The sequence below is a fragment of the Streptomyces sp. NPDC093544 genome (assembly GCF_040683495.1).
Classification (GTDB): domain Bacteria; phylum Actinomycetota; class Actinomycetes; order Streptomycetales; family Streptomycetaceae; genus Streptomyces.
Window position 1 is genome coordinate 153,232 of sequence record NZ_JBFBEA010000012.1, and the last position, 13,361, is coordinate 166,592.

Consider the following 13,361-nt stretch of genomic DNA (forward strand, 5'->3'; position numbering starts at 1 on the left):
CAGGAACTCCTTCACAGATGGCGGCGTCGGGCGGCGACGTGCCTTTCGTACAACTCGCGCGCCTTGACCGCCGACGAACGGGTCGCGGTCTCGGCCACAGGTACATCCCACCAGGCTTGGGCCGGAGGCGCGCCCGACACTGTGTCTGCCGTTTCGGTCTCCACGTAGACACAAGTGGGAGTGTCGGCGCTCCGTGCTTCGGCGAGGGCCGCCCGCAGGTCACGGACGGTCTTCGCGCGTAGGACGCGCATCCCCAGGCTGGCCGCGTTGGCGGCGAGATCCACCGGCAGCGGCGCCCCTGTGTACGTACCGTCCTCGGAGCGGTAGCGGTACGCGGTGCCGTACCGCTCGCCGCCCACCGACTCGGAGAGGCCGCCGATGGAGGCGTACCCGTGGTTCTGCAGGATCAGGACCTTGATCGCGATGCCCTCCTGCACGGCGGTGACGATCTCCGTCGGCATCATCAGGTACGTGCCGTCGCCGACCAGCGCCCAGACGGGACGGTCCGGGGCCGCCAGCCGTACGCCGATCGCGGCCGGGATCTCGTAGCCCATGCACGAGTAGCCGTACTCGACGTGGTACTGGTCCCGCGACCGCGCCCGCCACAGTTTGTGCAGGTCGCCGGGGAGCGATCCGGCCGCGTTGATCAGGATGTCGTCCTCGGTGACCAACTCGTCCAGGACGCCGAGGACTTGTGGCTGGGTGGGCCGGATGTCGAGGTCCTCGGCCTCGTAGGCCGCGTCGACGCGGTACTCCCAGCGCTCCTTGTCGTCGCTGTACTCGGTGGCGTACGCGGGCTCGGTGCGGTGCTTGTGCAGCAGCAACGCCTCGGTGAGGGCTTCGAGTCCGGCCCGCGCGTCGGCGATCAGCGGGATCCCGGAGAGCTTGTGACCGTCGTACGGCGCGATGTTGAGGTTCAGGAAGCGGACGCCCTTGGCGGTGAAGAGGGTGCCGGAGGCGGTGGTGAAGTCGGTGTAGCGGGTGCCGACGCCGATCACCAGGTCGGCGGTGCGGGCGAGTTCGCAGGCGGTCGCCGTGCCGGTGTGGCCGATGCCGCCGACATCCTGCGGGTGGTCGAAGCGCAGCGAGCCCTTGCCGGCCTGCGTGGAGGCGACGGGAATGCGGGTGGCGGCGGCGAGTTCGGCGAGCGCGTCCTCGGCGCGGCTGTGGTGGACGCCGCCGCCCGCGACGATGAGGGGGCGGCGGGCCTCGCGGATCGCCCTTACGGCGGCGGTCAGTTCGGACACGTCGGCAGCCGGGCGGCGCACGGTCCAGGTCCGCTCCGCGAAGAACTCCTCGGGCCAGTCGTACGCCTCCGCCTGCACGTCCTGCGGCAACGCGAGCGTGACCGCGCCCGTCTCGACCGGGTCGGTGAGCACCCGCATCGCCTGGAGAGCGGCCGGGATCAGGGCCTCGGGGCGGGTGATCCGGTCGAAGTACCTCGACACCGGGCGCAGGCAGTCGTTGACCGACACATCGCCCGCGTACGGGACTTCGAGCTGTTGGAGGACCGGATCGGCGGGGCGGGTCGCGAAGGTGTCGCCAGGGAGGAGCAGGACCGGGAGGTGGTTGATCGTCGCGAGGGCGGCGCCGGTCACGAGGTTTGTGGCGCCGGGGCCGATGGAGGTGGTGACGGCGTGCGTGGAGAGGCGGTTGGACTGGCGCGCGTAGCCGACCGCCGCGTGCACCATGGACTGTTCGTTACGGCCCTGGTGGTACGGCATCTCGTCCGCGTACTCGACGAGCGCCTGGCCGAGCCCGGCGACATTGCCGTGGCCGAAGATCCCCCAGGTGGCGCCGATCAACCGCCGCCGCTCGCCGTCCCGTTCCGTGTACTGCGCGGCCAGGAACCGCACCAGCGCCTGTGCGACCGTCAGCCTGGTCGTCGCAGCAGGCGCCTTGGACACGGTCGACTCGCGCGTCACCTTCGTCGCCTTCGACGTCGGCTCTGTCATTGGTACCCCTCGGTGTGCTCTGGGTGGAAGCAGATCCGCCACTCCCGCTCCGCGCCAGGTCCCGCCATCACATTCAGGTAGTACATGGCGTGGCCGGGCTGGGCGATGGACGGGCCGTGCCATCCGTCGGGGACGAGGACCGCGTCGCCGGTGCGGACCTCGGTGAGGACGTCGGATCCGCCCTCGTGCGAAGGGAATACGCGCTGATAGCCGAATCCGTTCGGACCGTCGATCTCGAAGTAGTAGATCTCTTCGAGCTCCGACTCCACGCCCGGCCGGTGTTCGTCGTGCTTGTGGGGCGGATACGAGGACCAGTTGCCGCCGGGCGTGATGACCTCGACGGCGATGAGCCTGTCGCACTCGAAGGCGTCGGCAGAGGCGAAATTGCGCACCTGGCGGGCGCAGTTGCCGCTGCCGCGGTCTTCGACGGGTACCTCCGGCGCGGGGCCGTAGCGGGCGGGGAGTAGGCGCTCGCACTTCGCTCCTGCCAGGGCGAAGCGGCCTCCCACGCCGGAGGTGATCTGGACCCGGGCGTCACGGGGTACGTACGCGAAGTCGGTGACTCCGCTGAACACGCTCTCCCTGCCCAGGATTTGAAACTGTTCGCCCGCTATGTCCACCGTACAGCCGCCGCTGAGAGGGAGCACGATCCATTCGCTGTCGCCGGTGGTGAAGGTGTGTGTGCCACCGGGGGCGAGCTCGACGACGCGCAGGCTGCTGTGGGTCCAGCCGGCGCGCTTGGGGTCGACGTCGAGGACGTACTGCGCGTTGGCGGTGCTCCCCTTCGGGACCTGCAGGGCGTTGCGCGTCATCTCGTCCTCACAGCAGTCCGACGGCGGTGTCCACGGCCGCGGTCACATCGCCGTCCGCCGGGTAGAGCAGCGAACGGCCGACCACCAGGCCCTGAACGGTGGGGAGTTGAAGCGCGCCGCGCCACTTCTCGTACGCGCCCTCCTGGTCCTCGCCGACATCGCCGCCGAGGAGTACGGCGGGCAGCGTGGACGTCTCCATGACGCGAGCCATGTCGTCAGGGTTCTCGGTGACGGGGACCTTCAGCCAGGTGTACGCCGAACTGCCGCCGAGGCCGCTCGCGATGGCGATGGACTTGGTGACCGCCTCGGCGCTGAGATCGTTTCGGAGGATGCCGTCTTCGCGGCGACGGCAGAGGAACGGCTCGACGAACACCGGGAGTTGCCGCTCCGCCATCTCGTCGATGACACGGGCGGTGGATTCCAGGGTGCGCAGCGAGCCAGGGTCGTCGTAGTCGATGCGCAGCAGCAGCTTGCCCGCGTCGAAGCCGAGCCGCTCGATGTCCTGCGGGCGGTGCCCGGTGAACCGGTCGTCCAACTCGAAGGAGGCGCCCGCGAGTCCGCCGCGGTTCATCGACCCGAGCACGACCTTGTGGTCGAGCGCGCCGAGCAGGAGCAGGTCGTCGAGTATGTCGGCGGTGGCGAGGACGCCGTCGACTCCCGGGCGCGAGAGCGCGATACAGAGCCGCTCCAGGAGACCGGCGCGGCTCGCCATCGCGAACTTGCGGTCACCGACGGCCAGCGCGCCGCGGGCCGGGTGGTCCGCGGCGACGATCATCAGGCGGCCGCCGTCGTTGACGAGGGGACGGCGGAGCCGGCGGGCGGCGGCCTCGGCGATGGCTTCGGGGTGGCGGGTGCGGATGCGGACGAGTTCGGCGACGTCGACTCGGCTGTACGGTGCCGGGTCGCCGCCTTCGCGCGTGGCCGGGCCGGCGTCTTTGTGCGTGGCCGGGCCGGCGTCTTTGTGCGTGGCCGCGCCGCCGCCTTCGCGCGTGGCCGCGCCGCCGCCTTCGCGCGTGGCCGCGCCGCCGCCTTCGCGCGTGGCCGCGCCGCCGCCTTCGCGCGGCGTCGGGTCGCCGCCCTCGTGTCTCGCGCCCCCGACCTGGCCTGCCCTCACAGCACCGCTCCTGCCGTGAGCGCGTCCTCGACCTCGACTGGGGTCGGCATCGCGGAGGAGCACTCCAGGCGGGAGGCGACGATGGCGCCCGCGGCGTTGGCGTACCGCATGATCCGCTCCAGGTCCCAGTCGGCGAGCAGGCCGTGGCAGAGGGAGCCGCCGAAGGCGTCGCCGGCGCCGAGGCCGTTGAGGACGGTCACCGGGAGGGGCGGGACCTCGGCGGAGGTGCCGTCGCGGTGGACGGCGAGGACGCCCTTGGGGCCCTGCTTGACGACGGCGAGTTCGACACCGGCGTCCAGCAGGGCGCGGGCGGCGGCGTGCGGTTCGCGTTCGCCGGTGGCGATCTCGACCTCGTCGATGTTGCCGACGGCGACGGTGGCGTGGCGCAGGGCCTCGGCGTAGAAGGGGCGGGCGGACCCGGGGTCCGTCCAGAACATGGGGCGCCAGTCGAGGTCGAAGACCGTCGTACCGGACTTGGCACGGTGGGCCAGCGCGGCGAGCGTCGCCGTGCGGCTGGGCTCCTCGCTCAGGCCGGTGCCCGTCATCCAGAAGACGCGGGCCCCGTGGACGGCGTCGAGGTCGAGGTCGTGGGCGTCGATCTCCAGGTCGGGGGCCTTGGGCTGCCGGTAGAAGTACAGCGGGAAGTCGTCCGGCGGGAAGACCTCGCAGAACGTGACCGGGGTGGGCAGCCCGGGCACCGGGGTGACCCAGCGGTCGTCGACACCGAAGTCGCGCAGCGCCTCGTGGAGGTAGGTGCCGAAGGGGTCGTCGCCGGTGCGCGTGATCACCGCCGTACGCCGTCCGAGCCGGGCCGCCGCCACCGCGACGTTCGTCGCCGAGCCACCGAGGAACTTTCCGAACGTGGTCACCCGCGCCAGCGGAACCCCCGTCTGCAACGGGTAGAGGTCCACGCCGATCCGCCCCATGGTGATCAGGTCGTACGCCATCGAGTTCCCTTCGCTTCGGCTGCACGCAAAGGTCTAGTCGGGTCCAGGGAGCCCTGTCAACGTTTTGTCCAGACATTCGGACGAGGTATTGACACGTCCTTGGAGGCCGCCGGAAGCTGACGCCCATGACGTCGTTGTCACCGCGGCCGTCGCCGCAGTCATCACCTCCGTCCTCACTGTCCCGTATCCGGATCGGTTCGGCTCCCGACTCCTGGGGCGTCTGGTTCCCGGACGACCCTCAGCAGGTCCCCTGGCAGCGTTTCCTCGACGAGGTCTCCGGGTCCGGCTACGAGTGGATCGAGCTGGGCCCGTACGGCTATCTCCCCTCCGATCCGGCCGTCCTGAAGGCCGAGACCGCGAAGCGCGGGCTCACCGTCTCGGCCGGCACGGTCTTCACCGGGCTGCACCGTGGTCCTGACGTGTGGGAGTCCACCTGGGCGCACGTCTCGGACATCGCGGCGCTCACCCAGGCGATGGGCGCCGAGCATCTGGTGGTCATCCCCGCGTTCTGGCGGGACGACAAGACGGGCGAGGTGCTGGAGGACAGCACGCTGACGCCCACACAATGGCGCAATCTGACCGCTCAGACCGAGCGGCTGGCGCATGAGGTGCGCGAGCGGTACGGGCTGCGGATCGTCGTCCACCCGCATGCCGACACGCACATCGACAGCGAGGAGAACGTCGCGCGTTTCCTCGACGCGACGGATTCCTCGCTGGTGTCGCTGTGTCTGGACACCGGGCACTACGCGTACTGCGGCGGCGACAGCGTCAAGCTCATCGAGACCTACGGAGAGCGCATCGGCTACCTGCACCTCAAGCAGGTGGATCCGCTGATCCTGGCCGAGGTGCGGGCGGACGAGCTGCCGTTCGGTCCGGCCGTGGCGCGTGGCGTGATGTGCGAACCGCCGTCCGGCGTACCGGCACTGGAGCCCGTACTCGCCGCCGCGCAACAGCTCGACATCGACCTCTTCGCGATCGTCGAGCAGGACATGTACCCATGCCCTCCGGACAAGCCGCTGCCGATCGCGGAGCGGACGCGGGCGTTCCTGAGGTCCTGCGGGGCGTAGGGCCTGTCCGGCGGCGGCGCGGGGTGGGGTGGCGCGGGGTAGGCCCGCCGAGTGCTCAGGGCTCGGCGGGCCCCTGCGGCCTCATGGTGGTCATCCGCCAATTGCGTCGCTCGTGTCACAAATAACCCCTTCCCGTCACACATGTCGCGTGTACGCGGGTCTTCCGTCACACCCGGTCCACAGGCACGTCCCGGTGCTCACTCTGTGTCGTTCACGGGGCACAGGCTTGTTGATCACCAGCGCAGTGCCCGGCTCCCCCGACGGCCGCCCTCGGCCGCCGCCGCGGTACGCGCAGGGAGGTGCCACTCATGACCGACCGTAGGCTCTGGTCGTACAAGGAGATCGCGGCGCACATCAAGGTGCAGCCGGACACCGTGAGGTCGTACCGCAAGCACGGCCTGCTCCCCCCGCCCGACCACGTGGAGAGCGGCAAGCCCTACTGGTACGCGGACACTGTCCGGGCCTGGGTCGCCTCCCGCCCTGGAAACCGCGGTCGTAGAGACGGCTGACCCATACCTCCCCTGTGCCCCGCCCGTGTGCGGGGCACAGTCATGTCCACGGCTCGATGACCGTCACTCCGGCTCCTGGCGCCGACCCCATCGCCGTCAGCGCGGTCGGCGCAGCGCTAAGCGGGATGGTGGAGGTGACCAGGAGGTCGGGGCGCAGTACGCCCGCCCGCACCAGCTCCAGCATCGGCGGGTAGGCGTGCGCCGCCATCCCGTGGCTGCCGAGGAGTTCGAGTTCGAGGCCGATCACACGGGACATGGGGACCTCGGGGGCCACGGGCAACAGCCCGACCTGGACGTGGCGGCCCCGGCGGCGCAGGCCGTTCACCGAGGCCGCGCAGGTGACCGGGGAGCCGAGGGCGTCCAGTGACAAGTGGGCGCCGCCGCCGGTCAGTTCGCGTACCGCCTCCGCCGTGTCCAGCGCACCCGACGCGTCCACCGTCTCCGCCGCCCCGAACTTCCGGGCCAGGTCCAGCGCCTGGGGCGACACGTCGACGGCGACGACCCGCGCCCCGGCGGCCGCCGCGATCATCACGGCGGACAGACCGACGCCCCCGCAGCCGTGTACGGCGACCCACTCCCCCGCGGCCACCCGACCCTGTGCGACCACCGCCCGGTAGGCCGTGGCGAACCGGCAGCCCAGCGAGGCCGCCGTCGCGTACGACAGTCCGTCCGGCACCGCGACCAGGTTCACGTCGGCGTGCTCCAGGGCCACGTACTGCGCGAAGGAGCCCCAGTGGGTGAACCCCGGCTGGGTCTGCCGCTCGCACACCTGCTGGTCTCCCGCGGCGCACGAGGGACAGCTTCCGCAGGCGCACACGAACGGCACGGTGACCCGGTCTCCGGGGTGCCAGCCGGTGACACGGGCGCCCACCGCCTCGACGACCCCGGCGAGTTCGTGTCCCGGTACGTGCGGCAGCGTGATGTCCGGGTCGTGGCCCATCCAGCCGTGCCAGTCGCTCCGGCACAGCCCGGTGGCCTCGACCCGCACCACGACGCCGTGCTCCGCGGGCGCCGGATCCGCCACCTCACGTACCTCGGCCGGCTCCCCGTACCGCTCGAACACCACTGCCCGCATCCGTCTCGCCCCTCACCCTCGCCCGTCACCCGGCGCCTTTCGCCCGGAGATCACCATTCTCGGAGACCAGCTTTCCCGAACTGCGGCATGGGGCCGCTCGCCATAGGGTTCTAAAAATCCATCCCGGCGGACAGCCTCCGCCCCATGGACAACCTCCGAATGGACAGCCTCCGCCCGAATGGACAGCCCCTGTCCGAGCCCGAGGGATGAGCCGTGACCCAGAATCAGCCGCCCGGTGCACCTCAAGCCCGCATTCCCGGACCCCAGCAGCCTCCGTCGTCGTACCTCCCGATCCGTGCCGGACTCTGGAAGCACTGCCTGTGGGGCGGGCTCACGCTCTGGGTGCTGACCGCGATCGTCACGTACGCGACGAAGAACACCACCCTGCTGCCGACCCTGATCCTGCTCGGCAGCTTCCTGGTGCCCGTCACCTTCGTGCTCTGGGCGTACGAGCGGCACGGCCGTGACCTGGGCGTGAACCTGATCCTCGGCTGCTTCCTGACCGGCGGCACACTCGGCGTGCTGGGCGCGTCGGTCATGGAGTACTACCTGCTGCACCCCTCCCTGTGGATGTACGTCGGCGTCGGGCTGATCGAGGAGGCGGTGAAGCTCACGGCGCTGATGTTCATGCTGCGCCGGCACCCCCGGATCCACGGGCTACGGGCCGGGCTCGTGCTCGGCGCGACCGTCGGGTTCGGGTTCGCGGCGCTGGAGAGCGCGGGGTACGCGTTCAACGCCGCCGTCTCACTCAAGGGCGTCGACCTGCGCGCACTCCTGGAGACCGAGATCCTGCGCGGGGTGCTCGCCCCCTTCGGGCACGGCCTGTGGACCGCGATCGCGGGCGCGGTGCTGCTCGCGTACCGCCACCCGAACGGGCGCTTCCAGTTCAACCGGCCCGTGCTCGGCACCTACCTCGGCGTCTCGCTCCTGCACGCCCTGTGGGACTCGACGCACGGCATCGCGCTCTGGCTGGTGGCGCGGCTGACCGATACGGGGCTCAACAGGGCGCTGTTCGCGCAGGGCTACATCCCGCAGCCCACCGCCGAGCAGAAGCATCTCTTCACGCTGTTCTCGATCGGCGCCATGGTCATCGTGTCGCTCGCCGGCATCGGCTGGGTGCGTTCGCTGGCACGCCGGGACCCCACTTGGAGAAGTACCCCCTAGGGGTATAGCCTGCGTATCAGGAGGCAACCCTGGAGCCACAGGACTCCTCCGCCGTCTACGTACGCACGCCCGACCTGCCTCAATGAGGAGTAACGCCATGACCGCGCAGACCGACACCCAGGGTTCCGTCACGACCGTCTACCAGGTGAGCGGAATGAGCTGCGGGCACTGTGAAGGCTCCGTCTCCGGTGAGCTCTCCGGGATCGCCGGCGTCAGCTCGGTGAAGGCCGTGGCCTCCACCGGCGAGGTCACCGTGGTCTCCGCCGCCGCCCTCGACGAGGACGCGGTGCGCGCCGCGGTCGACGAGGCGGGCTTCGAGCTCGTCGGCAAGGCCTGAGCAGATCTCTCCGTATCACCTAGCTCTCCACACCGGGCCGTACCGACCAGCTGATACTGGCTCCGTACGGCCCGGTTCTTTCCTTGGAGCCGGACCATGACCACCGCAGCACCCGAGACACCCATAACCAAGCTCGCCGCCACGTCGGAAATCGAGCTCGCCATCGGGGGCATGACCTGCGCCTCCTGCGCGGCCCGCGTCGAGAAGAAGCTCAACCGCATGGACGGCGTCACCGCCACGGTCAACTACGCGACGGAGAAGGCGAAGGTCTCCTATCCGGAGGGCGTGGCGGTCGCCGATCTGATCGCCACCGTGGTGAAGACCGGGTACACGGCCGAGGAGCCCGCGCCGCCGCAGCCCGCAGCGGACGCCACAGGCGAGCGCGACCCCGAACTGGCCTCCCTGCGCGAGCGCCTCGTCGTCTCCGCCCTCCTCGCCCTCCCCGTCGCCCTCCTGTCGATGATCCCGGCGTTCCAGTTCGACAACTGGCAGTGGCTGGCGCTGACGCTCGCCGCGCCCGTCGTCGTGTGGGGCGGACTCCCGTTCCACAAGGCCGCGTTCACGAACGCGCGACACGGCGCGGCCACCATGGACACCCTCATCTCGATCGGCACACTGGCCGCGTTCGGCTGGTCCCTGTGGGCCCTGTTCTTCGGGGACGCAGGGATGGAGGGCATGCGGGAGGGCTTCTCGTTCACCGTCTCGCGTACGGAGGGGACCTCGGCGATCTACCTTGAAGTCGCCGCCGGTGTCATCGCGTTCATCCTGCTCGGCCGCTATCTGGAGGCCCGCTCCAAGAGGCAGGCGGGCGCCGCGCTGCGCGCGTTGATGGAACTGGGCGCGAAGGAAGTCTCCGTGCTGCGGGACGGGCGTGAAGTCCGTCTTGCGGTACACCTGTTGGCCGTCGGGGACCGCTTCGTCGTACGGCCCGGCGAGAAGATCGCCACGGACGGCACCGTCGTCGAGGGCGCCTCGGCCGTCGACGCCTCCATGCTGACCGGCGAGTCGGTGCCCGTGGATGTGTCGACCGGTGACGCGGTGACCGGCGCGACCGTGAACGCCGGGGGCCGGCTGGTCGTCGAGGCGAGCCGGGTCGGCGCGGACACCCAGCTCGCGCGGATGGCGCGGCTCGTCGAGGACGCGCAGAACGGCAAGGCCGAGGTGCAGCGGCTCGCCGACCGGATCTCCGGGGTCTTCGTGCCGGTGGTGCTGCTGATCGCGCTCGGCACCTTCGGTGTCTGGCTGGCGGTCACGGGTGACACGGTCGCCGCCTTCACCGCCGCCGTCGCGGTGCTGATCATCGCCTGCCCGTGCGCGCTGGGGCTCGCCACTCCGACCGCCCTGATGGTCGGCACGGGGCGCGGGGCGCAGCTCGGCATCCTCATCAAGGGGCCCGAGGTCCTGGAGTCCACGCGCCGCGTCGACACCGTCGTCCTGGACAAGACCGGGACGGTGACGACGGGACGAATGAAACTTCAAGAGGTCTACGTCGTCGGGGACACCGCCGAGAACGAGGTTCTGCGGCTCTCAGGCGCCCTGGAGCACGCCTCCGAGCATCCGATTGCCCAGGCGATCGCCGCGGGCGCTCAGGAGCGCGTTGGCGCGTTTTCGCCGCCGGAGCACTTCGAGAACGTTCCGGGGCGTGGCGTGCGCGGGCGCGTGGCGGGTCACGAGGTCACGGTCGGCCGGTTCGAGGACGTACTCCCCGCCGAGTTGGCCCGCGCCAAGTCCGCGGCCGAGTCGGAAGGGCGCAGCGCCGTCGTGGTCACCCGGGACGGTACGGCGATCGGTGTGCTGACCGTCGCCGACGCGGTCAAGGAGACCAGCGCCGAGGCCGTACGCGCACTGCGCGCCCTCGGACTCACGCCGATGCTGCTGACCGGTGACAACCGGGCGGTCGCCGAGTCCGTGGCGCGCGCCGTCGGGATCGACGCCGGCGATGTGATCGCCGAGGTGCTGCCCGAGGACAAGGTCGACGTCGTCAAGCGGCTCCAGGGTCAGGGGCGGAGCGTCGCGATGGTGGGGGACGGGGTGAATGACGCGGCAGCCCTTGCCACCGCCGACCTGGGTCTGGCGATGGGCACCGGCACGGACGCCGCGATCGAGGCGAGCGATCTGACGCTCGTACGCGGGGATCTGCGGGTGGCCGCGGACGCGATCCGGCTGTCGCGCCGAACCCTCGCCATCATCAAGGGGAATCTTGTCTGGGCCTTCGGATACAACGTGGCGGCACTGCCACTGGCGGCGGCCGGGCTGCTCAACCCCATGATCGCGGGGGCGGCGATGGCCTTCTCGTCGGTGTTCGTGGTGACGAACAGCCTCCGGCTCAAGGCATTCTCATGATGTTCGAGTGAGAGCCCCCCTAGAGTCCGGCGAGAGCCTCACATAAGCTCTTCACAAGGCTCGCGCATCTTCCTTACGCTTGGGCCCGGTTCGCATTTGGGGTCTCTTGCCTATCTTCAGGACATATGCAAGAGACGCAGGTCACAGTGATGTGAACGTAACCATCGAAGGGGTTCGTGAGTCTAAGTTGGCGATGTCAGAAGCGTCTTGGGGGGCGTGACTGGCATCTGGGGATGTCTTGGGGGACGTTCCTGGAACTGCGTTGCCGGGACACGTGCACCGGGGAGCTTTGAGCGGCCCTCCCGGCGGTACGCGTCCCGGCCAACCGCACCGTCTTGACGGAAGTTTTGCTCGTTTTGCTCGCAGTCAGTTCGTAACCCGTTCGTAGCAAGATCACAGCGATTCAGGCGCTGTCCATAGACGCCCGGCCGGATCCCGTGGGGGGAATCCGCACCGGGACAAGGAAAGCGCCCTGACTGCCGGCCCGTGGGGGGACCGGTAGCAGGGCGCTTTCCGTATTTTTGTGGCTCGGTTCGCCTCAGGGCACCGTGAGTGACCCGGGCAAGCCTGGCTAGCGGCTCTCGACCGGGACGAAGTCGCGCAGGACCTCGCCGGTGTAGATCTGGCGGGGGCGGCCGATGCGGGAGCCGGGCTCCTTGATCATCTCGTGCCACTGGGCGATCCAGCCCGGGAGGCGGCCGAGGGCGAAGAGGACCGTGAACATCTCGGTCGGGAAGCCCATGGCGCGGTAGATCAGGCCGGTGTAGAAGTCCACGTTCGGGTAGAGGTTGCGCGAGACGAAGTACTCGTCGGAGAGCGCGTGCTCCTCCAGCTTGAGGGCGATGTCCAACAGCTCGTCGGACTTGCCGAGCGCCGAGAGGACGTCGTGCGCGGCAGCCTTGATGATCTTCGCGCGCGGGTCGAAGGACTTGTACACCCGGTGGCCGAAGCCCATCAGGCGGACGCCGTCCTCCTTGTTCTTCACCTTGCGGATGAAGGAGTCGACGTCGCCGCCGTTGGCCTGGATGCCTTCCAGCATCTCCAGGACCGACGCGTTGGCGCCGCCGTGCAGCGGGCCCCAGAGGGCGGAGATGCCGGCGGAGATCGAGGCGAACATGTTCGCCTGCGAGGAGCCGACCAGACGGACCGTGGAGGTCGAACAGTTCTGCTCGTGATCCGCGTGCAGGATGAGCAGCTTCTCCAGCGCGGAGACGACGACCGGGTCGGGCACGTACTCCTGTGCCGGGACCGAGAACGTCATGCGGAGGAAGTTCTCGACGTACCCGAGGTCGTTGCGCGGGTAGACGAAGGGGTGGCCGATCGACTTCTTGTACGCGTACGCCGCGATCGTCGGAAGCTTGGCGAGAAGGCGGATCGTCGAAAGGTGACGCTGCTTCTCGTCGAACGGGTTGTGACTGTCCTGGTAGAACGTCGACAGGGCGCTGACCACCGACGACAGCATCGCCATCGGGTGGGCGTCGCGCGGGAAGCCCTGGAAGAAACGCTTGACGTCCTCATGCAGCAGGGTGTGCTGCGTGATCTCGTTCTTGAAGGTGGAGAGCTCGTCCACGTTCGGCAGTTCGCCGTTGATCAGCAGCGAGGCCACCTCAAGGAAGGTGGACTGCTCGGCCAGCTGCTCGATCGGGTACCCGCGGTACCGGAGGATGCCCTGCTCGCCGTCGAGATAGGTGATCGCGGATTTATAGGCGGCGGTGTTCCCGTACCCGCTGTCCAGCGTCACCAGACCCGTCTGTGCGCGCAGCTTCCCGATGTCGAAGCCCTTGTCGCCGACGGTGCTGTCGATCACCGGGTAGGTGTACTCGCCATCGCCGTAACGCACTACTACAGAGTTGTCGCTCACGTCATCCCTCACCGACGTTGTCCCTCTTCTTCGAGGTGCCCTGACTGTCTCTACCATCCCCCATTTGGCCCTGGAGAGTGCACTCGGGGTCGACCATTGGGCCTATTGGCGGCACTGAGTGCCGCCAACCTACTCATCCTGCCCCCCTTCGCCCTGGTTCCGGAAGTGCTGTGTGAC

Annotated in this window: 11 protein-coding genes; 5 read left to right on the forward strand and 6 right to left on the reverse strand. The window is 69.6% G+C overall.

Translation table 11 applies throughout. From position 1 onward, the window contains the following. Positions 1-11 precede the first annotated feature (11 nt). The 4 genes from iolD to iolC all read right to left on the reverse strand — a co-directional run bounded on the left by iolD (position 12) and on the right by iolC (position 4,828). The gene (gene iolD / locus AB0N66_RS20060) at positions 12-1,955 is read right to left on the reverse strand and encodes a 3D-(3,5/4)-trihydroxycyclohexane-1,2-dione acylhydrolase (decyclizing) (protein ID WP_365436480.1); all 1,944 of its coding nucleotides are present in this window, start codon (positions 1,953-1,955) and stop codon (positions 12-14) included. Beyond that, positions 1,952-2,767 carry a 5-deoxy-glucuronate isomerase gene (gene iolB, locus AB0N66_RS20065; protein ID WP_365436483.1) on the reverse strand — a complete coding sequence of 272 codons (816 nt, stop codon included), beginning with the start codon at positions 2,765-2,767 and terminating at the stop codon, positions 1,952-1,954. Before iolB ends, iolD begins: the two co-directional genes overlap by 4 nt. A 7-nt stretch (positions 2,768-2,774) precedes the next feature. Further along, a complete protein-coding gene (locus tag AB0N66_RS20070) occupies positions 2,775-3,626 on the reverse strand; it encodes a deoxyribose-phosphate aldolase (protein ID WP_365436822.1) in 852 nt (283 codons plus the stop codon). A 251-nt stretch (positions 3,627-3,877) separates the two neighbouring features. Continuing rightward, positions 3,878-4,828 (reverse strand): 5-dehydro-2-deoxygluconokinase, encoded by a 951-nt coding sequence (iolC, locus tag AB0N66_RS20075; protein ID WP_365436486.1) that lies wholly within the window; start codon positions 4,826-4,828, stop codon positions 3,878-3,880. Between the two features lie 125 nt (positions 4,829-4,953). On the opposite strand from iolC, the gene AB0N66_RS20080 reads away from it, so the two are divergent. After that, on the forward strand, positions 4,954-5,895 hold the full coding sequence (locus AB0N66_RS20080) for a sugar phosphate isomerase/epimerase (RefSeq protein ID WP_365436489.1): 942 nt from the start codon (positions 4,954-4,956) through the stop codon (positions 5,893-5,895). A 308-nt stretch (positions 5,896-6,203) separates the two neighbouring features. Next, a complete protein-coding gene (locus AB0N66_RS20085) occupies positions 6,204-6,404 on the forward strand; it encodes a MerR family transcriptional regulator (RefSeq protein WP_055615575.1) in 201 nt (66 codons plus the stop codon). Between the two features lie 40 nt (positions 6,405-6,444). Here AB0N66_RS20085 and AB0N66_RS20090 read toward each other — a convergent pair whose 3' ends face one another. Continuing rightward, the gene (locus tag AB0N66_RS20090; RefSeq protein WP_365436492.1) at positions 6,445-7,479 is read right to left on the reverse strand and encodes a zinc-dependent alcohol dehydrogenase family protein; all 1,035 of its coding nucleotides are present in this window, start codon (positions 7,477-7,479) and stop codon (positions 6,445-6,447) included. A gap of 213 nt (positions 7,480-7,692) precedes the next feature. Between AB0N66_RS20090 and AB0N66_RS20095 the strand changes: the two genes are divergently transcribed. The 3 genes from AB0N66_RS20095 to AB0N66_RS20105 all read left to right on the forward strand — a co-directional run bounded on the left by AB0N66_RS20095 (position 7,693) and on the right by AB0N66_RS20105 (position 11,323). After that, positions 7,693-8,643 carry a PrsW family intramembrane metalloprotease gene (locus AB0N66_RS20095; RefSeq protein ID WP_365436495.1) on the forward strand — a complete coding sequence of 317 codons (951 nt, stop codon included), beginning with the start codon at positions 7,693-7,695 and terminating at the stop codon, positions 8,641-8,643. A 97-nt stretch (positions 8,644-8,740) separates the two neighbouring features. Next, positions 8,741-8,980 (forward strand): heavy-metal-associated domain-containing protein, encoded by a 240-nt coding sequence (locus AB0N66_RS20100; protein ID WP_365436498.1) that lies wholly within the window; start codon positions 8,741-8,743, stop codon positions 8,978-8,980. Between the two features lie 96 nt (positions 8,981-9,076). Then, complete coding sequence (locus AB0N66_RS20105) at positions 9,077-11,323, forward strand: heavy metal translocating P-type ATPase (protein WP_365436501.1); 2,247 nt, start codon at positions 9,077-9,079, stop codon at positions 11,321-11,323. Positions 11,324-11,894: 571 nt separating this feature from the next. Here the strand turns inward: AB0N66_RS20105 and AB0N66_RS20110 are convergent. Beyond that, the gene (locus AB0N66_RS20110) at positions 11,895-13,184 is read right to left on the reverse strand and encodes a citrate synthase (protein ID WP_365436504.1); all 1,290 of its coding nucleotides are present in this window, start codon (positions 13,182-13,184) and stop codon (positions 11,895-11,897) included. Positions 13,185-13,361: the final 177 nt, after the last annotated feature.